12 protein-coding genes are annotated in these 22,564 nt (G+C 29.5%); 3 read left to right on the plus strand and 9 right to left on the minus strand.

What is annotated here, in order from left to right:
- Positions 1-12 precede the first annotated feature (12 nt).
- The 3 genes from G8C43_RS01325 (at position 13) to G8C43_RS01335 (ending at position 12,059) form a co-directional block, all read left to right on the plus strand.
- A complete protein-coding gene (locus G8C43_RS01325; protein WP_166003565.1) occupies positions 13-8,610 on the plus strand; it encodes a CARDB domain-containing protein in 8,598 nt (2,865 codons plus the stop codon).
- 242 nt (positions 8,611-8,852) lie between these two features.
- Positions 8,853-10,247: a DHA2 family efflux MFS transporter permease subunit gene (locus G8C43_RS01330; RefSeq protein ID WP_160542194.1), complete on the plus strand. Its 1,395-nt coding sequence runs from the start codon at positions 8,853-8,855 to the stop codon at positions 10,245-10,247.
- Positions 10,248-10,547: 300 nt separating this feature from the next.
- Positions 10,548-12,059 (plus strand): YARHG domain-containing protein, encoded by a 1,512-nt coding sequence (locus G8C43_RS01335; RefSeq protein ID WP_166003567.1) that lies wholly within the window; start codon positions 10,548-10,550, stop codon positions 12,057-12,059.
- An 88-nt stretch (positions 12,060-12,147) separates the two neighbouring features.
- Here the strand turns inward: G8C43_RS01335 and G8C43_RS01340 are convergent, their stop codons facing one another.
- From G8C43_RS01340 to G8C43_RS01380, 9 genes are all read right to left on the minus strand, one after another.
- Positions 12,148-12,942 carry a thymidylate synthase gene (locus G8C43_RS01340; RefSeq protein ID WP_166003569.1) on the minus strand — a complete coding sequence of 265 codons (795 nt, stop codon included), beginning with the start codon at positions 12,940-12,942 and terminating at the stop codon, positions 12,148-12,150.
- Positions 12,943-12,958: 16 nt separating this feature from the next.
- Positions 12,959-14,428 carry an RNA polymerase factor sigma-54 gene (gene rpoN / locus G8C43_RS01345; RefSeq protein WP_160542191.1) on the minus strand — a complete coding sequence of 490 codons (1,470 nt, stop codon included), beginning with the start codon at positions 14,426-14,428 and terminating at the stop codon, positions 12,959-12,961.
- A 442-nt stretch (positions 14,429-14,870) separates the two neighbouring features.
- Entirely contained in the window at positions 14,871-16,319 is a 1,449-nt protein-coding gene (gene asnS / locus G8C43_RS01350; protein ID WP_166003571.1) for an asparagine--tRNA ligase, read from the minus strand.
- Between the two features lie 113 nt (positions 16,320-16,432).
- Positions 16,433-17,647, minus strand: coding sequence for a serine hydrolase domain-containing protein (locus tag G8C43_RS01355; RefSeq protein ID WP_166003573.1), 1,215 nt, complete (start codon positions 17,645-17,647; stop codon positions 16,433-16,435).
- Between the two features lie 125 nt (positions 17,648-17,772).
- A complete protein-coding gene (locus G8C43_RS01360) occupies positions 17,773-18,948 on the minus strand; it encodes a class I SAM-dependent methyltransferase (protein WP_166003575.1) in 1,176 nt (391 codons plus the stop codon).
- A 148-nt stretch (positions 18,949-19,096) separates the two neighbouring features.
- Positions 19,097-20,191 carry an AI-2E family transporter gene (locus G8C43_RS01365; protein ID WP_105297494.1) on the minus strand — a complete coding sequence of 365 codons (1,095 nt, stop codon included), beginning with the start codon at positions 20,189-20,191 and terminating at the stop codon, positions 19,097-19,099.
- Between the two features lie 216 nt (positions 20,192-20,407).
- Positions 20,408-20,761, minus strand: coding sequence for an FtsB family cell division protein (locus G8C43_RS01370; protein ID WP_160567302.1), 354 nt, complete (start codon positions 20,759-20,761; stop codon positions 20,408-20,410).
- Between the two features lie 3 nt (positions 20,762-20,764).
- Positions 20,765-21,385 (minus strand): uridine kinase, encoded by a 621-nt coding sequence (gene udk, locus G8C43_RS01375; protein ID WP_160542185.1) that lies wholly within the window; start codon positions 21,383-21,385, stop codon positions 20,765-20,767.
- A gap of 72 nt (positions 21,386-21,457) precedes the next feature.
- Positions 21,458-22,387: a dihydroorotate oxidase gene (locus G8C43_RS01380; protein ID WP_160567301.1), complete on the minus strand. Its 930-nt coding sequence runs from the start codon at positions 22,385-22,387 to the stop codon at positions 21,458-21,460.
- Between the last annotated feature and the right edge of the window lie 177 nt (positions 22,388-22,564).

Genomic DNA, 22,564 nt, shown 5'->3' on the forward strand with positions numbered 1-22,564 from the left:
AAAATAATGATTATGAAAATAAAAACGCTATTTAAAATCATTTTTACATTATGGATAACTATGTTATCTGCTCAGAATAGTTTACAAATTCCGAGTGTATCAGCAAGTATAGGTGAAAAAACGAAAATAAATATAGATTTAACTAATAGTGATCCTATTATTGGAGTAGAATTTACATTAGTTGTTCCGAAAGGTTTAATTGTATATGATAAAGAAAGTATTTTGAAGCAAGATCGTAAAGGAGAAGATCATGTACTATTTACTAATTTGGATAAAGATGGGAATTATCATTTCATGGTATTTTCCTATACTAATAAAGTCTTTAAAGGAAATAGAGGTACTCTTATTGAAATTCCTATTGAAATACCAATTACTTATAAAGACGGGCAATCTTTTGATATTTTATTAAAAAATGTTATAGTAAGTTCAACTAAAATTCAGGATGTAGGTTCTAACCATCAAGGAGGAAAATTGCTAATTAAAAAAGATTTTTCTCCCGATTTAGAAGTTTCTGAAGTTACAACTTTAGGGTCAGAAGCTGTACCCGATAAAACACTAACAGCTTCGTGGAAAGTTAAAAATTTAGGAAAAAAAATTGCCGTAGGAGGTTGGACAGAACAAGTGTATCTTGTTTCAGAGATAACCGATCAAAAATATTTATTAGGTTCAATTTTTTATAAAAATGATTTAAATCAAAATGATAATATTATAAGGCAAGGAGAATTTAAATTACCTAAAATTATCGGTTTTGATGGAAATTGTAAATTAGAAGTAAATATTATAGCTGAATCATCTGTAAAAGAACCTGATTCAGATAAAGAAAACAATAAAGCACTTTCTGCTAATTCAATATTTTTAAATAAAGTATTATTTATTGAAACTGATAAAAATAAAATTCTTGAAAATTCTGAAGATAAAATTAAAATATTGTTAAACCGAAGCGGAGATATATCAAAAGATCAAACTTTTACTATTCAAAGCTCTATAGAAAATCAGTTTGCACTTCCGGAATCCGTTACCATTAAAAATGGAGCATCTACAGCAGTTATCTATGCGAAACCCATAGATAATACGAATATTGACGGCGATAGAACAGTAAGGATTACATTTTCAGGGAATGATTATAAAGAGACTTTTTTTGATATAACAATTATAGATGATGAAATACCATCATTTAATATAACTGCTTCTTCTAATAATTTAAATCCGGGAGATAAAAGTAAAATTACCTTGCATTTTATGCAAGTTCCTTCTACTGATATTAAAGTTAATTTAGAAACAGATTACAATAAACGATTAAAAATCCCCGATGAACTGTTGGTAAAAGCAGGAATGAAAGAAGTTTCATTTGATGTTGAAGCAATTGAAACCAAAGTTCCAGAAGCCGAACTTTCAGCGAAAATCACAGCCCGTGCAGTTGGTTATAAACAAGAGAGTATTGATATAAAATTAAATAAAGCTAACATTCCAACTTTTGAATTTATCATATCTCCTACAACAATATCTGAAGGAGATGGGACTTACGCAACTACAGCAATTATTAGAAGGTTAGATAATACGGAAAGTAATGCTACCCTTCTAATAAATACAGATATAGCGGATGCTTTACTTATTCCTTCAAAACTAGTTTTTACACCCGGACAAACTCAAAAGAAATTTTCAATAGGAGTAGTAGATAATTCTATAGTTGACAGTACCAGAGTAGTTACCGTTACTGCATCCCTATATATTCCAGGTTGTGGATGTAGTGGTGCATCTAGTGGAATATCGGGGACAGAATATAAAAGTAAAGTAACAATTTTAGATAATGATGGCTTATCCTTAACAGTTAAAGCCAATCCATCTACAGTAAAAGCAGGAATTAAAAAAGCAGCAAAAATTATTATATCTCGAAATACGGTAAGAAATGAAGATCTTACTAAATCACTTTTAATAAAACTTTCATCTGATTCGCCAACAATTTTGGAAATTCCACAAACGGTTGAGATACCTTCAGGAAAACAATCTGTTGAAGTAACAATTAATACATTAATTGACCCAACGATTAAAGGAGATCAAACGATTAGGATACAGGCAGAAGCGCAGGATTATAATTCCGGGTTCGGTTGGATATTAGTTACCGATCAAAATAAGCCTGATGCAATTATAAATTCAATTATTGCCCCGGAAACAGTAGAGGGAGGGCAAGTTACAGAGATATCAATCGAAATTAAAAATCAAGGATTTTCTGTGCTTCCTAAAGGAATGAAAATAGAATACTATTTATCAACAAATACATCGATAAAAGATTTAAAACCTTTTGATGAGGCGGTAATTGAAAATGAAATCAATCCCGGTAAAAGTATAGATTTTAAACATATAATTCAATTACCGGATCGGGCAGGTTCTTTTAACTTAGTGGCAGTTCTAAACTCAGATAAGAATATAGAAGAATTAACATATACTAATAATGAATCCTATAAAGAAATAGAGTTAAAACCTTCTTATACAGCGGATATACAGGTTGATAGAAAAGTTTATAAACCGGGGGAAATCATAACCATGAAAGGTTCGGCAAAATATATTAATGGAAGTTTAGCCGCTAATAAGCCTATTGAAATAAGCATAAATAACGGAGGTTTTGTAAGATCGTTTGCTATAAAAACCAATGCCACAGGAAATTTTGCCTATGATTTTGCTCCTCTCCAAGGAGAAAACGGATTTTATGAAATAGCCGCAGGCTATCCGGGAATGAAAGTTAAGGCACAAGATGATTTCAATTTGTTAGGAGTAGAGTGGGTTAATAAACCGTCGGACTATTTGAAATGGGAGGTCACCGAAGGACAAAGATTGGAAGGAGAGTTTAAATTGAAAAATAATACTCGAACAATACTCACTAATATACAAGTGAAATTACCAACTGCTGCTGATTTTAAACTGGAAACTAAATCACTAAATCTAAATGCCGGTGAGGAAGGCGTTTTAAAATACACCCTTATTCCTAATGCAGCATCGTCAGTAAGAAAATATTATGAAATAAGAGCAGAATTTATTTCAGATGAAGGGGCTAAAACTCCTTTTACCTCTTGGTATTATTGTCATACGGAAAAAGCTAAGCTCATAGTAGATCCTGTAACTATAAACACGAGTATGGTCAAAGGAAAATCGAGATTATATGAAGTAAAAGTTGTAAATATAGGTTCAACCGAAGCTAAAAATATAAAAATAGATGTTCCTAAATTGGAATGGTTAAAATTGAAATCTCCTGAGAAAATTGATAAATTAGGAGCCTCAGATACATTAAACATAGTATTAGAATTAAAACCAACGGATAAGCAACAAATAAATGTACCTTTAAAAGGAAGTATAGCTCTTAATTTATCTAATGGTAATGGGATTAGTATTCCTTTTACTATTGAAACTGTATCAGAAAATAAAGGAACTTTACAAATAGATGTTGTTGATGAGTATACCTACAATACAGAAAAAGCGCCTCATGTGCAAGGAGCTAAAGTGATTGTTCGTCATCCATATACAGGTGTCATAGTTGCACAAGGAATTACCGATAGTACCGGAATATTTTCTGCTGAAAATATTCCGGAAGGTTGGTATTCGGTCTTAGTATCCGCTAATAAGCATGATTCTTATCAAAATAATATTCAGATTGAATCTGGAAGAACTAAAAAGATATCAGCTTTTATAACTTATAAAGCAATATCATATTCATGGAATGTAAGTCCTATAGAATTAGGTGATAAATATCAAATAGATGTTGATGTTCAATTTGAAACTAATGTTCCGAAACCAGTAGTAATAATGAATTTACAAGATAAAATAGTTAATTTAGAAGAAGGACAATGTTTTGCAACTAATATTATTTTAACAAATCATGGATTAATACAGGCTGAAAATATTAAAATTAATGTTCCTGTAAAAAAAGGATATACATTTCAGATTCTTACAAGTTCAATAGATATTCTTAAAGCAAAATCAACAGTAACCATTCCTTTAATTGTTTGTAAAAAGAAACAAAATAATTCCGGTGGTAATGGCGGTAATGGTGGTAATGGTGGCAATGGCGGTAATGGCGGTAATGGCGGTAATGGCGGCAATGGTGGTAATGGCGGTAATGGCGGTAATGGCGGTAATGGTGGTAATAATGGCAATGGTGGAAACGGAAGTACGGAAAATGATGATTGTGTTATAACACTAATCGGAGGAGAATATGAATATAATTGTGATAAATATACAGGAATTAAAGAAGCTATAAATTCAATAAATGTTTTTGAGAAAACTTACCCATGTCCGGATCCTAAAAAAGAAGAATCATTAAATATAGGTGGTCCGAGTGGTAATGATTCTAGTCATTATCCTGGTGGAGGAAATGGAGGAAATTTATTAGAAGGTTTATATCATTATAATCCTTGTACGAATTGTATAAAGGAAATGAAAGAATTCGTAATCACTAGTTCGAAAATATATATTGATATTGTTAAACATATACTACATGTTCCTGATTTAGATGATGAGGATGAATCAATTAATCCACCTGTTTCACCAAATCCACCTGTTTCGCCAAATCCAAATCCACTAAAGAATAAAATTAACTCAGAGAGCTTAACATCAATTTTTAAATGTTTAGTTAATTTTGATAAAAAGGAATTATCAATAAAGTTAAATGTTTGTAATTTAGATGCTTATGAGTGTTTGGTGAAAGAGATCAAACAAACTAAAGGTATAGTTAAATATCTAGAAGTTATAAAAAAAATCCACAAGATTTATGAGAAATTTAGTATTTATAAAGATTGTATGGATTCTAGAATAGTCAAAGATATTACTGAAACTAGCGAAACTTTGAGAGAAATAACTCAAACTGATACTACAGTAATTCAAAAAATATATAAACAATTTGAATTAAAGTTAAAAAATGGTTATGATTTAGCTCAGAATAAAATAACTGAAAAATGTAAAGAACTTAATTTAATTAGAAAATATGCTAATAAATCCGAAGGAGACCCAGGTAATATTGAGTTTGCTGATTTATGGATTAGAAGTATTGAGGCATATTATGAAAATAAATATGTTGATGAAGAACTTATTGATTTTAAAAAGTTGGAAAATACATTGATATCAATAAAAAAACTTTATGAATATGCATATGAAAAAGGTTATGGTGAAAGAGTAGATTTAGACAATCCTAATAATCCCGTAACTCAAATAATTGAAAGTACCTTAAATGAAATATTGAAAGAAAGGGACAAATTAGAAGAACAAAAAAATTCAGTATGCGCAACAATCAGTGTTCGTTTTTCGCAAAAAATGACCATGACCCGAGAAGCATTTGAAGGAACTTTAGAAATAAATAACAGTTCTTCTAAAGAAATAAAAGATATTAATTTAAATTTGGTAATCACTGATGAAAATAACAAAGATGTAACTCATTTATTCCAAATTAATAAGGACGAATTTTTAAACGGATCTGGAATAGTAGGAGCTAATTCAAATGGTATAGGAACAGTTATCTATATTCCGACCAAAGAAGCAGCGCCTACCGTATCAAAATCATATTCGTTTGGTGGAACCTTATCTTATTTGGATCCGGAGACCGGAGAAAAAGTATCAGCAAAATTATTTCCGGTAACCTTAGAAGTAAATCCAAGTCCCGATTTAGTATTGCATTATTTTATGCAACGAGATATTATCGGTGACGATCCATTAACGGAAAAAGTAGAGCCAATGGTGCCGGCAGAAATGTCTTTATTAATTAAAAATGAAGGCTATGGAACCGCAAAAAATGTTCAAGTACAATCCATGCAACCGGAAATAATCGAAAATAGAAAAGGCTTATTGATAGATTTTGAAATGATCGGCAGTAGAATGAACAATCAACCGAAGCAATTAGGATTGTTAAATATCGATTTCGGTTCAATTGCGCCGCAAAAAGCTATGGTTGGTCAATGGTGGTTTACCAGCACTTTATTAGGACATTTTGTAAAATACGATATTAAGGTAAAACATTTAAATAGTTATGGAAATAAAGATTTAAGTTTGATCAAGGAATATCATATACATGAATTAATTAAAAGCGTAAAAGCATACGGCAAAGGTCAAGATGATATTTCTGATTTCTTGGTAAATGATATTCCAGATTTAAATGATACGCCGGATATGATTTATTATTCTAACGGTGAAAGTGAGGAAGTATCTCAAGTTTCTGTCGCTAAAGTAACTAACGAAATATCACCATCGCAAGTTACTACACAGTTAAGCATTACACCTTCTTTCATAGGTTGGAATTATGGAAATATTACCGATCCGGGTAAAGATTTGTATAAGTTAATTAAAGTTATTCGTAATTCAGATAATTTAGAATTACCTATTGAAAATTTCTGGCAAACTTTTGTTACCTTAAGAGACGGAAAAGATCCTAAATATGAAAATAAGCTTCATTTTGTAGATAAAGTAGAGGGAACCACTACCTATACACTATATTATACGCCCATAGACACGAATGTTCCGAAAGTAGTGTCATTTGCGAATATTCCTGAACAAACCACTACACAACCGGTTGAATATGTGGAAGTACATTTTAACAAACCTATACAGAAACAAACATTTAGTTATAAGAATATACGTCTGATACATCAAGGAGAAGAAATTAAATTATCACAAGATAATGTTAAAATAGGTATAACTAATGATTCTGTATTTGTTGTGGATTTAAAAGCATTAACTCGTTCTTCAGGATATTATGAATTAACGGTTCAATGTGCGGGAATTAAAGATCTTAAAGGAAATGAAGGAACAGAAGGAAAATCAGTTTCTTGGACTCAGGTCATCGGAGAATTGGGAATTATGCAGTTTACCTCAGATCAACTTAATTCACAACCTTTAAACAGTGTTGAAATCATTTTCAATAAAAAAATAGCTTCGAAGCAATTTAATAAAGAAAAAATTTCTTTAAATGGAAAACCTTTGGAAAACATTACCATAACTAATGTAGCCGGAGGTATAAAATATACAATAAGTGGTTTGAATGAATATAATGTCGAAAACGGTAATTATGAATTAGAGGTAAATTTACCGGAAATGGTAGCAGAAGACGGATCAAAAGGTTTGATAGTACAAAAATTCTCATGGAAAGTAGATAAAAATCTTCCTGAAATTGATCAATTTGAGCTTCAATATCAAGGTGCTGTACATGCGCAAAATGTAACGGATGTTCTTATAACCCTTAACAAACCGATCACTTCTGAATTTTTGCCTGAATGGGTTCAGTTAATTAAGGGTTCTGAAAATCAAAAAGCATTAATTACGGTAATCAAACAAGATGAATTACATTATTTAATTTCAGGATTAGGTAACTATACTCAGTCTGAAGGATCTTATAAGCTACTAGTAAATCAAGAAGGATTTATAGATGAATTTGGAAATTATGGTTCCGGTTCTGTAAATAAAAATTGGACGGTTCGTTTTGAAAAACCTTTGTCAGTAATTAATATGCACTTAACACCCGATAGAGGTATTTCATCAACAGATAATATTACTTCCGGAGATGATGTTATGTTGCAGATGGAAACCGTTGAAGATCATAGAAAAGTTATTATATATATGGGTACTATATCCGATGAAACCATAATTCAAGAAATAGTTCAAGATAATAAAGGATTGATAGAAATACCCATAGGAAACTTTAAAGGCAAAAATAAATTCAAAGCGATAGTTTACGATTCATATGGAAATGCTAGTAGTCCTGTAGTATTAGATACTTACATTGACGGAAACGAACTATCAGCTAATTTCTTGCAAATTACAAAAAGAACAGTTTCATGTTCAGAGATAGAACATATCAAATTAAATTTTACTGAAGATATAGTAAAATCGGATTTAAATGTTGATGCTTTAATGATCGAATCAGCAGGGATAAAAATATCAGGTAAAGATTTAAAAATAAATTCAATATCTGATAGAGAGTTTGAAATTTCGAATTTGGAAAGTCTAAAAAATAACGGTGATATAAGTTTAGGCGTTAATTTGAATTATCTCCATAAAAAAATTAGCGGATTGCAAGGAAACGGTATAGCATCTATACAATTAGGTGAAATCCAATACTTTGAATCAGAAATTTCCGGTTCTGAAACCTCAACAGTCAATGCGGTTGAAAACTATGTAGCCGCTTCAGACATGAATTCATATAAATGGACAGTTACCGGAGGTGAGATTGTTAATGAAAATAAAAACGTACTATCAGTAAAATGGAAGGAAAAAGGAGATCAAACTATTACGTTGGAATATCAAACACCAACATTCTGCAACAAGTTAACATCAATAAAAGTAAAAGTAGATAATTCTTTATCCATTGATGAAATTGAAATAACTGATACTAAAACGTTAAAATTAGTACCGGTTCCTAATAAAGGGATTTTTACCTTGTTGATGAAAGGTAAAGAAGGAAATTTCAATTTGTCAATTTATGATTTAAGCGGACGAAAAATTTATAGTGAAGAAAAAATAAAAGTAACTGATAACTTTAAGAAACTAATTAATATAAGTCCAATTCAGAGTGGAGTATATTATCTGATTTTACATAATAGTAAAGAAGCATATAAACTTAAATTTACAGTAGAATAATTGATTTAATCTCACAAAAAAGCCCTTTTAAAAAAAGGGCTTTTTTTATAGATTATAAATTATAAAAAATTAAACAGAGATAAAATTATGTGACATATAAAAATGTAAACTTATTGTAATGTTTAACATATTTTTTATAAATGTATTTCCAGTACAAATTTTGTATAATAAAACTATAACTTTACCGAATACAATGTATATATTGAGAGGTTTGTAAAATTATTTTGTGATTTACATAAAAAATGACAGAAAGAAAAGTTTCAAAATATTTACCATGGATAGCTGCAATGGCTATATTTATGCAATTTCTGGATTCAACCATATTAAATACAGCCCTTCCTTCCATAGCAAAAGACTTACATAAATCTCCCCTCGAAATGCAATCGGTATTGATAGCTTATGTATTAACGTTAGCATTACTAATTCCTTTAAGCGGTTGGCTTTCAGATAAATTCGGATCTAAAAATATATTTATTATAGCTATTGCTGTTTTTACCATAGGATCTTTCTTATGTGTAGTTTCTGTATCTCTGAAAATGTTGGTTTGTATGAGAATTGTGCAAGCCATAGGAGGATCTATGATGGTTCCCGTTTCAAGATTAACGTTGATCTATTCCTATCCTAAACATCAACTTTTGAAAGTTATAAATTTTATTACTATTCCCGGATTAATAGGACCGGTTATTGGTCCAACTTTAGGAGGCTGGTTAGTTGAAATTGCTAGTTGGCATTGGATATTTTTAATTAATATCCCTATAGGTATCATAGGAATTTTAGTTGCCTGGAAAGCCTTTCCAAACTATAAAAAAAATACAGGCAAATTTGATTTTTTCGGATTTATTTTATTCAGTTTAGGGTTAGTATTGCTTTCGTTAAGTTTAGAATTTGCCGGAGAAGGAATGACCGATATAATTAATGTTTTGATTTTATTACTCATCGGTATTAGCTTATTAAGTGTATATGTGATGTATTCAAAAAAAATAGTTCGGCCTATTATCGATTTAAACTTATTCAAAATAAGGACGTTAAAAATTGGAATCATTGGAAATTTGATCACTCGATTAGGTATTGGAGGCGTTCCGTTGATGCTTCCACTTATGTTACAAGTCGGATTCGGTAAATCACCCACAGTATCAGGAATGATGCTTATATTTTCTGCTATTTCAACCATTTTTGCTAAATCTTGGGTAATCCCGTTGGTAAAGAAATTTGGATATAGAAATTTATTAATCTCGAATACGATAATTTTAGGTTTATCGATTTCATTATTTTCATTTCCGGATAAAAATACTTCATTGTTTTGGTTGATTCCTATTTTAGTTTTATATGGCTTTTTTAATTCTATTCAAATGACCTCAATGAATAGCATATCTCTGGCTGATTTAACTCCCGCTAATGCAAGTGGAGGTAATACGATACTTTCAGTTACACAACAGCTTTCCGTGAGTTTTGGAATATCCTTAAGTTCTCTAATTTTAAGGGGATTCAATCAATCGGAAATATTTACCGAAGTAAGTTCAAGCTTTAAAGCAACCCTATTCATTTTGGGTATTATAACCATACTTTCATCGTTCACATTTAAATATCTAAATCCCGAAGATGGAGCAGAGATGTCAGGTATAAAAAAATTTAAGTAACTGAACAGTAAAAATTAAAAAAAAACTTATTCATTTTATTTTTGATAGCATTATTTAATATTGTAATAAATTAATTAAATTTTATATTATTATTAATATAGGTTAAATAAATATAATTCATGATAGGATTAATATTTAAATTTTTTTGATATTTATGGATGCAAATGTTTTATATACCCAACTTTTAGCTTAATTTGTTTTTTTAAAAAAACCATGATTATATAAAAATAGGCATAAATATATAAGGTAAATTTGAGGTTATACATATTTGTGTATTTTTGCATTAATAAACATTTTTATATGAAAAAAGTATTTTTAGGTGTAATGGTATGTATACCTATTTTTTTTATGGCACAAAAAAAAACAATTTATTCGCAAAGTGGAATGAGAGTTGATCCTTCTTTAGTTGATGAGAAAGTGGGAGATAGTGTTACTAAAATAAATACCGTTTTTCATTTCAAGAATGATACAAAAAATTACTTCATTAAAATTTTAAATCTAGACGGTAAAACATATGCACAGGGAATAAGTGAATTTATAAAACTTGATTTTAACAGCAGAAAAGGGGGAGATTTACACCGTAAAGTACAAAAATTAACCAATATTAAGATAGAAGACGGTAATTTTATTTCAGATCAGGTCAAAGCATCTTTTATATTTTTAAAAGAAAAGGATAAATCCCATAGTGAAAGTAATTCGAAAATCAAATTAATGGTTTGTACCAAAGATAAAATCGGGAATAGGAATTGTCGTATTAATGATGATGAAGTTATTTTAACCCCTCAAGAATTTCCCGGAAAATATCCACAAACTGCTTTTACTCGTTTAGGTATTGAAGATTTAAAAGATAAAAAACCGAAAGAGTTGGAATTAATGAAAAATGAAATTTACGCTAGATATGGATATCGTTTTTCAAATCCGGATGATGTAAAATATTTTTACAAACAAGATTGGTATGAACCGATTGTTGATAATAAAAATATTGAATTAAATGATTTGGAATCCGATAATGTAGCCATGATTGATTTATTCAAAAAATTGATTACTTATAAAGATATTAATAAGAAAGCGTACAGTCATATTATACCCTTAGAAACTACCAGTAATACTTTATATGATCACAAGGCTCTAAAAAGTATTCAATATATTGTTAAAGACAGTATTTACGGTAAAAAATGTAAATTCACAGAATTCAATAAACAGGGTATTGCCTTGTTTCAGCAAAATTGTGTGGATAAGAAAGATGTATATGTAAATTATTTTTATAATGATTTTCTTATACAGCACATAGATGATTTAAATGATACCTTTTATTATTATAATGAAAATGGTTTACCTTATAAATCTGTGAAACTCGACTATACTAATCAAACTACCGAAGAAGCCTATTTTGATTATGATGCAAATGAGAATATAACTAAAAAGAATATCTATCAAAATAATGATTTTAACAGCTCCGTTTTATATGAATACGATGAGGAAGGAAATCTTAAAAAAGAATATTATAAAGATGATGATGGATCGGAACACATGGTTACAGAATATATTTATGATGACGAAAATTTAATGACGGGATATATTAAGGATAAAGACCTTCATTGTGATTATACTTATAACAAATTTAATGATGTAATTGTGGAAACCAAATGTTATAAAATAGTTGATGATATAGAAAACATCAAACAACGAACGGATGTTAAGGTATTAGTGACTAACAGGGGCAAAGACAATCGATTGCTTTCGGTAATATTTAATGAAAAAGACAGCAGAAATTCATCATTAAATATGATTGAAGTTAAATATAACAACTAGCCGATTACTGCTATTTAATTATAAGGTATAATTATACTATTAATTATATCTTATAATTGGTTTTATAAAAATAAAAAGTATCTGATTATTAAACAGCTACTTCTGCTTTAATATGAGGATGAGGATCATAGCCATCAATGGAAAAATCTTCGTATTGAAAGCTGAAAATATCTTTCCTATCAGGATTGAGTTTCAATGTTGGAAGCGTTCGAGGCTCACGCGTTAATTGAAGATTTACCTGATCAATATGGTTATTATAAATGTGAACGTCCCCGAAGGTATGTATAAATTCTCCCACTTTTAAATTACATACTTGAGCAACCATATGTAACAGCAAACAATAAGAGGCAATATTAAAAGGCACGCCAAGAAAAACATCTGCACTTCTTTGATACAACTGTAAAGATAACTTTCCGTCAGCCACATAAAATTGAAAAAGTGCATGACAAGGTGCAAGGGCCATTTGAGGAATATCTGCTACATTCCAAGCTGAGACAATAATTCTACGAGAATCAGGATTATTTTTAATTTGATCGATGATTTCCGAGATCTGGTCGATATGTTTTCCATTCGGAGCCCCCCAGCTTCTCCATTGATGCCCGTAAACAGGACCTAAATCTCCATTTTCATCTGCCCACTCATTCCATATACGAACTTTATGATCGTTTAAATATTTAATATTGGTATCTCCTTTTAAAAACCAAAGTAATTCGTAAATGATGGATCGTAAATGGAGCTTTTTAGTCGTAACAAGAGGAAATCCTTTTTGTAAATCGAATCGCATTTGATATCCGAAAGTACTGATTGTACCCGTTCCGGTTCGATCTTGTTTACGAGTTCCTTTATCTAATATATGTTGTAAAAGTTCTAAATAGACCTGCATGGAAAATGAATTTAAATTATATTTTTTTTCTTAATCTTGCTACAGGAATATTGAGTTGATCTCTATATTTTGCAATGGTTCTTCTTGCTATATTATATCCTTTATCATTAAGTATTTTCATCAAGTTATCATCGGTAAGAGGTTTTTTAGTGTCTTCATTTTCAATGACTTCTTGTAAGATGGTTTTAATTTCCCGTGTGGAAACTTCATCGCCCTCAGAATTGGTAAGACTTTCAGAAAATAAATCTTTTATAAGCAAAGTTCCATACGGAGTATTCACATATTTACTGTTGGCAACCCTTGAGATAGTGGATATATCTAAACCGGTGATTTCGGCAATATCTTTCAAAATCATTGGTTTAATTTGCTCTTCATCTCCCGTCAAAAAATATTCCTTCTGATAATCCATAATTGATTTCATGGTAACATACAAGGTTTGTTGACGTTGTTTAACTGCATCGATAAACCATTTAGCAGAATCTAACTTTTGTTTAACAAACATTACCGCATCTTTTTGCTCTCTTGATTTGTGTTCGGTATTTTTATATGTATCCAACATTTCAGAATATTCTCTGGAAATTTTTAATTCAGGAGCATTCCTACCATTGAGCGTTAATTCCAAATCTCCGTTTACAATTCTGATTGTAAAATCAGGAATAATTTGTTCCGTATTTTTTGAATTATTAGTAAAAGCCTTTCCCGGTTTAGGGTTCAAGCGTTCAATTTCATTCACCGCGCATTTAAGCTTTTCTTCAGAAATGGAAAATTTTTGCTGTATTTTACTGTAATGCTTTTTTGTAAAAGCATCAAACATTTCATTAATAATCTTGTAAGCCAGTTCCGTGGATTCTGAAGGATTTTTTGCTCTGAGTTGCAATAACAGACATTCTCTGAGGTCTCTGGCTCCAATACCGGTAGGATCTAATCTTTGAATATAATTAGTTAACAGTTTTTCAATAGTCGGAACATCAGTATAAATTCCTTGGGTAAAAGCCAAATCATCCACGATGGATGATAAATCTCTTCGTAAATAGCCATCATCGTCTAGATTTCCAACGATAAAATCGGCTATTTCTTCTTCATTTTCCGTTAATCTAAATGTGTGTAATTGAGAGCATATATGTTCTTGAAATGATTCATATTGAGCATAGGGTAACTCTTTATCATCATCGTCATCGCTGTAATTATTGGATTGTACCCGATAGCTGGGTACTTCATCATCACTTAGATAATCATCGATATTTATATCCGGAGCTTCAATAATCTCATTGTCTGCGGAATCATCATATTCTTTTTCGGAATCAAAGGAATCAGCAGAATCATAATAATCTTCATTAGAATTATCTTCCAAGGCAGGATTTTCTTCGATTTCTTGTTTTACTACTTCCTCAAATGCAAGGGTGGGAAGCTGAACTAGTTTCATTAGCTGAATTTGCTGAGGAGATAGTTTTAAAAGTTGTTTTAGTCTTAAATCCTGTTTTAACATAAAATAGTTTCTTTATAAAAGTAGATTAAGTAAGGTTTATAAATTCAAATTTACATTATTAATATGTAAGATACAAATAAAGGCATAATTTTTGTAATGAATTTTTTTTTGCTAAAGTCTTAAATTTTTCAATTTATATTAAATTAAAACTTCAGAATATTTTTTTTGGTTATTTTATTTTTTTTAAAGCAATTTTTACTAGTTATTATATAGTAAACATATAATAAAAATATCGTTATCTAAGAGATGATTTAATTAAATTTTTTAGAAATTTCTTTTCATTTAATGGATTTTAGACTAGTAATGAATATAGTTTATTCATTAATTCTTTAAGTAAATAGTAGAAGAGTTGATAAAATATAAATTTTAAAATGATAATAAATAATAATAAAAAAGATGCTTACATATATATAAGCATCTTTAAAATAATTATTAATCAATTTTAAAATTCAGCGTTTTTAGGGGTTCTAGGAAAAGGTATAACGTCTCTAATATTACTCATACCTGTAACAAATAAAACGAGGCGTTCTAACCCAAGTCCAAATCCTGAATGAGGCACTGTACCGAATTTACGTGTATCTAAATACCACCATAATTCCTTTTCGTCAACATTCATATCTTTCATTTTTTGTTTTAAAATATCAATTCTTTCTTCTCTTTGTGATCCTCCAATAATTTCACCAATACCCGGAAAGAGAACGTCCATAGCACGTACGGTTTTATGATCGTCATTTAAACGCATGTAGAAAGCTTTTATTTTGGCCGGATAATCATATAACACTACCGGACTTTTAAAATGTTTTTCAACTAAATATCTTTCATGTTCAGATTGTAAATCTGCTCCCCATTCATCAATAAGATATTTGAATTTTTTCTTTTGATTCGGTTTCGAATGTTTAAGAATATCAATAGCTTCCGTATAGCTAAGTCTGATAAATTTATTATTTAATACGAAATCTAATTTTTCAAGTAAATTTTGTTCTGATTTTTCTTCTTTCGGCTTTTGCTTTTGCTCTTCTTCAAATCGTTTGTTTAGAAAATCCAAATCTTCTTTACAATTATCAACAGCATATTGGATGCAATATTTTAGAAAATCTTCTGCAAGATCCATATCTTGATCCAAATCATAAAAAGCAACTTCCGGTTCAACCATCCAAAATTCTGCTAAATGTCGAGTAGTATTTGAATTTTCAGCCCGAAAAGTAGGACCGAATGTATAAACTTTTCCTAGACCCATAGCAGCAGTTTCAGCTTCCAATTGTCCTGAAACGGTCAGATTTGTCTTTTTTCCAAAGAAATCTTGAGAAAAATCAGTGTTTCCCTCGTCATTTTTAGGAAGATTATCTAAATTGAAATTGGTAACGGTAAACATTTCTCCCGCGCCTTCAGCATCTGATCCGGTAATTATAGGAGTATTGATATAGCAAAATCCATTTTTATTAAAATATTGGTGAATGGCAAAACTTAAAGCATTTCTAACCCTCATTACCGCAGCAAAGGTATTGGTGCGAAAACGAAGATGTGCTTGCTCTCTCAATTTTTCCAATGAATGTCTTTTTGGCTGTAAGATAGTTTCCTGAACATCTTCAGGATTTGCATATCCGTAAATTTTTATTGTATCGGCAACGACTTCAATCTCTTGTCCCGCTCCTTTGCTTTCAGTAACTTTTCCTTCAACATAAAGAGAAGATGCTGTTGTAATTTGTTTTAAAGTTTCAGTATCAAAATCGTTGTAATTGATTATTATTTGAATATTATTTTGCCCCGAACCATCATTAAGAGCAATAAATTGATTGGAACGAAAAGATCGCACCCATCCTCTAATTACTACTTCTTCCTGTAAAGCTTTTTTTCCTTTAGCTAACAATTCTTTAATACTGTAATCGTTCATTTAATATATTTTAATCGGTAAGCAAATATAAATAAATTTCAACGTATTTTATGGTATTACTCCATCCAAATATACATGGGGTTGACTACTACACTGTTTATAGATAAGTAAATTTAATCGTACTTATACTTATTCATATTTGGTAAAGGATAGTCGCCGAATAGAGGTGCTAATCGAATAGCCGAATAGATCATATTTGAATATTTATTTCCAATGGCTATAATAGTAACTTTCTCATCCACAAGATGAATAAATATGGCATTGCTTCCATGCCACCATCCGGTATGGTAGATTAATTTTTTGCCGTTTTTAAATACCATTAATCGCATACCCAATCCGTAGTTTTTAATGTTCGGTATTTCATTACTGTACGGAGTGTACATTTGATCTAATAAGTCTTTACGTAAAAAGTTTGAGGCAAACATGGCCTGACTTAATCGGAACAGATCTTCAGGAGTGGTATAAACGTTTTTATCTCCGTAAACTAAATCCAGGTGATTGAATTTATAGGGTCTGCCGTCAGGATAATAGGATAGATTAGCTTTTTTTAAATCCTTTTCTTGAAGTATATACGAATGTTTCATTCCCAAAGGGGTAAATATCATTGTATTTATGACTTCCGGAAAAGACATGTTGGTTGTTTTCTCTACGATTAAGGCTAACAGAGCAAAATTAGAATTTGAATATGAAAAATGAGTATTCGGTTTATATTGTAGTAATGGAATATGAGTTGAAAATAAATCTAAAACATCTTCATTGGACATTTTCTTTCTTTTATCCCAAGTGTTAATCAAATCAACCAAATGAGTATATTCCGGAAGACCGCTTCGATGTGTCAATAAATCATGTATGGTTATATCCGAATAGGGAAAATCGGTAAGTATGGTATTTACTTTCTGATCTAAATTTATCTTGTGAGCTTCAACTAATTTCAATACAGCTAAAGAAGTTAAAATTTTGCTTACCGAAGCCACGTGTAGAGAGGTTTGGGCTGAAATTAATGTTTTATCTTCCCAATTGGAATATCCATTATATTTTTCTAACAGTATGGTGTTGCCTCTAGCGACTAAAATACCACCGCTTAAATTTTTTGATTTCCAAACATGAGTGAAATATTTATTCAACTGATATACAATGGTATCGTCTTCCGGAGAATAATTATCCTTTTTAGTAAATATAGAATCAAAATTTATATTGTAATATCCGGGAATTGAAGGTTTTTTATTCTGAACACTTTTATTTACTTCGTAATTTGATTTTTTGCAATTGGTAAAGGTTGTATTAAAAAGGCTTATTAATGATATAATATATATAATTTTTTTATACATTTTTTAATGAATGTTTGAATAATTAGTTCTTCTAAAATGATTTTGCAAGTTAAATTTAATAATCTTAATTATTTCTTAAATAAAATATAAAATGTTATAAAATTAAGTTATATTAAATTGGCAATCTAGATACTTTCTGCCAGCATGCAAATATTTCCTTGTAAAGAACGTGTAAAAATTAAATACTTAGTTCCGCCATCAACAAGCTTATATTTTTTCTTAATTTCTTCAGGTTTTAACGGATAATTTCTACTGATTATATTAAATTGTTTTTGAATAGTTTTTTTAGGATTAAAATTTTTGTCAATAAGTATGAAAGTACGTCCCGGAAAATTTTCAATTTTGCTTTCTGAAGTGTACATATGGGAATTAGAATGTAACTTATCTATAGAAAATTTAATACCTAATTGTTTAAAGGCTCCTGATTTTAATAGGGATGAATTGGGTATATATAGGTACGATTTCGGAATGGAATAGGAGGGAATAGGAGATATTTTTTCCTCTTGCCAAAAATAACAATAATCAGGCTGTCCTGATTCCAGATTGATACAATGTACATAAGGATTGGATAGGTTTAACTTATCCTCAGGATTCAATTGCACTATTAATTCTTTGGTTTCATTTTTAACTGATACAATATAAATTTTTGAAATCGGTAATTGATCTATTGCTCTTTGAAGATCAAGAAGAGGAGAAAGCTTAATAAAAATGGATTTTGAAAATTTGAATAATGTATCTTTTAGGTTTAATATATTGGGGAATAGGTCTTTTAAATCGATTTTTTTATTTTTATTTTCATCACGTCTGGATGGATCTAAATAAACAAAATCGAAATGTGTAGAATTAGTAGAAATAAATTCCTCGGCGGTTTTGTTAATAAAATTCACATTTTTTTTACCAAGTACTGTAAAATTATGTTTTACTATTTCCAGAAGATCAAGATTCGGCTCGACATAATAAAATTCATTGGTTTGCTCCGAGAGAAAAAAACTATCAATACCCGTACCGCCTGTTAAATCAATGCCGGTTTTACCGTTTATAATTGATTGTTTAAATAAAGCCGTACTTTGAGATGAAGCTTGTTCAAGGTTAATATGCGGAGGGTATATGATCTCATTATTCTCATAAAGAAATGGAAATTTTTTTTGAGAAATTTTCTTTCCTTGAATTTGTTGAATTAATTCAAGAGAAGAGATCCCCGTAAAAGGAGATTTTTTAAACCTTAATTCCGATATATTAGAATTAAGATGGTTGGTTATATATTCTTGAACTTCTTTATGTAGTAAATGAATATTTATCACAATTCTTGAATGCTATATATTAGTTACAAAATTACATGATTGTAAATAAGTTAAATATTGATTTATAAAAAGTACTTTATTTAATTTTAAAAAAGATTTTTTACCAAAAGACATTAAGAGAACCTTTGCAAGATTGAAAGTTTTTTAACTACAAATTTTTTGTAATGGCTTGTACAATTTTAAAACGGTTGAAGAAGCTTTTCATAACGACTCTTAATACCGTATAACCGGGAATTGCGAAAGTAACACCGATAGCACCAAATAAAATACCGAAAATTAGCATAACTAAAAAAATTTCCAATGGATGAGATTTGACACTTTTAGCATAAATTAAAGGTTGAAATATCGCATTATCAATTAATTGGGCAATTAAATATAAAATACTGATCCAAAATATGGTAGGTATAATTTGAGTATTAAAGTCCATACCTAAGGAAAACATACTGCTCATGCTGAGCAAATTGATAATAAAAAAACCAAGCAAAGGTCCTAAATAAGGTATAAGGTTACAAAACGCACAAAACATAGCTATAATTACCATATCTTTAATGTTAAAACCGCCCAAAATAGCTAAATAAAGTAAAAACATCGAACATATTTGCAAACACAATCCAAGAAAATACCTGGTTAATAAATCTTTAATATTAGAGAGCACCTGAATGACTTTTTTTATGTCATTGGTTGGAGCAGCACCAATGATCATTCTGTTAAATAAGTCTTTTTCTCTTAAAAAGAAAAAAGTAATAAATGTTACAGAAAATATGGAAATACCTAATTCAGCTAAAATCGAAAATCCACTTTGCAGCGTATCCATATGTATTTTAAAATTAAACTTTGAAGTAAATAATTGCGCGTAATTATCTTCAAATAAATAGATATGCTTGCTACGTAAGGCTTCATCAATTAATTTTACTTGTTCTGTTATTGAATTTTGTAATTTATCTGTATCCAACAAAGATAAATTTCCGGCTTGTTCGATGGCTAAAGGAATTACAAAGCTTAAAAAAGTAAGAAGAGTACCTACCATAATTAATAGAGTGATACAAGCAGAAATGGTATTAGATATTCGAACCTTTTCACTTAGAAAATTCATTAAAGGTCTTCCCATTAAAGAAAAGGCAAATGCAACAAAAATATAACCTAAAACAAATCGAATTTTCCATAATAAAAAAAATAAAAGAACTGTGAGTGCAATAACGGATACAGCGCTAATTATACCTTTACTAATATCTTTGTAATTCATACATTATAAATATCTTTTTCCTTATTAATCTTATTCTTACTATTTATTTATATTATACTAAATTTTTTAATGATTATAAAATATAAGTTGTTTTAAAGCTTATTAATTTTAATTAATTTAATAAAGTAATAACGAAATAAATGTTAAAATATGCATTTTAAATGTATTTATTTTAAAAAGCTAAAAAAATATGTAATTTTTTAATTAATCTAAGATTTAAGGATTAGATTTTGGCGTTATAGAATCATCTTTCGTTACCATTATGAAAATATCTTCATTATTTTTTTTAAAAAAATAATTTTCTCGAGCATATTTTTCTCGAGCTTCTTTATTATTTTTTAAATTTTTATACTGAATATTTTCAGAATCTAGTTTACTTTTATAATATTCTTTTTCATGTTTTAATTTGGAAATTTCATTATTTAATTCTTTATGAGTTAAATAAGAATTTGTATCAAAAAAAAGCATCCAAATAATAAATATAATGGAAAGTATTAAGTAAATACTGGAATACCAATGTTTACCGAAGATAGATTTTTTATCTGACGATTTATTGCCTTTTTTTTCCATTCTTTAGTTAGAACGATTTTTTAAAGTATTTTGTATAACCGTACTTAATACATCAATTGCAACAGTATTTTTTTTCATTGTTGGAATTATAATGTCAGCATAAGCCATAGAAGGCTGTATAAATTCTTCATGCATCGGTTTTAAAGTAGATTGATACCTACTCAATACTTCTTCTAAATCTCTGCCTCTTTCCTGAATATCTCTTCTGATTCTTCTAATTAATCTTTCGTCAGAATCAACATTGACATATACTTTAACATCAAATTCTTTTCTTAATTCAGGATTTGTCAATACTAATATTCCTTCGACAATAAGGATTTCTTTAGGTTGAATAATCGTAACATCTTCCGTTCTGGAATGGGTTATAAAAGAATAAAGAGGCTCTTCAATAGCTTGCCCCGCTTTTAACTTTTTTACATGGTCGATTAATAAATCAAAATCAATAGCTCTCGGATGATCGTAATTTAACAGTTCACGCTCATCAAATGACAACTCAGGATTGTAATGATAATAATTGTCTTGAGTGAGTACATTTACACTGTTGGAATCCAATTGATTAAGGATGTTGTTTACAACGGTTGTTTTTCCGGAACCAGTTCCTCCGGCAATACCAATGGTTAACATTTATTTTATTATATTTTTGAGTTTATTTTTTTAAGCAGAAAATAGTGTACCAAAATTTAGCTAAAGTAAATATTAAAGTTCTTTAAGCATACCTTTAAAATCGGATAATGTAGCGTAATTTTTGGTTTTCATAATTTCTTTTAATTCAGAAGATAATTTGGAAAAAATTTTAGTATCGTCTTTCATTAACTGTGTACCAACCTGAACCATGGAAGCCCCGCATAAGATGTGTTCAAAAACATCTCTACCGGTTTCAACCCCTCCACATCCGATAATAGAAATATCTTTTCTTAATAATTTATAAAACATTCTAACATTAGCTAAAGCAGTAGGTTTTACATAAGCTCCTCCAATTCCTCCAAATCCTCCTTTAGGTTTTATAACAACGGATTCATCTTCAATATACAAGGCATTTCCGATACTATTGATACAAGTTACAAATTGAATCGGGTATTTATTTAAAATATCGGCAACCATTTCAAAATGTACCATATCAAAGTATGGAGGAAGCTTAACCCCTAAAGGTTTTGTATAAAATGAAAATACCTTATTCAAAACTTCTTCAGTTCTTTCAAAATCATAACCCGTTTGTGGTTTTCCCGGTATATTTGGGCAAGATAAATTTAATTCAACCAAACCTTGAAAATCAGACTTTTCAATTTGGTTCAACATTTCTATATTATCTTCTAACGTTAAACCGGCAACTGAAAAAAATAAGTTATCATTTCCTTCTTTGTGTTCATTAAGAACATAATCAAGATAAAATTCAAAACCTAAATTTGGTAATCCCATGGAATTAATGCTTCCTAATTTTAAATCAACATATCTAGGAGACGGGTTACCTTCTCTAGGAGATAGGGTACAACTTTTAGTTATCCAAGTTCCTGATCCTGAGTTTTTCATGTTCGATAGCTCTTCTAACGTCATACATTTTACACCCGATGCATTCATCAAACAGTTACTGAATTTTTTATTGGAAATGGTTGTTTCTAAAGATATCATTACTATATTTTTTGCAAATATCAGAATATTTATGGTGAATAGAAAGTTATTTACTATTCACTCTTTAAAAAAGTTATTACTTGCTTTATAATAGAAGCTTAGAATATTTTATTTATAACTAATATAATCTTTAGGATCATGGTTTAATTAATATAATTTATTTAAATTAACATTCTA

This window comes from Apibacter sp. B2966 (genome assembly GCF_011082485.1).
In the GTDB taxonomy this organism is placed as follows: Bacteria; Bacteroidota; Bacteroidia; order Flavobacteriales; family Weeksellaceae; genus Apibacter.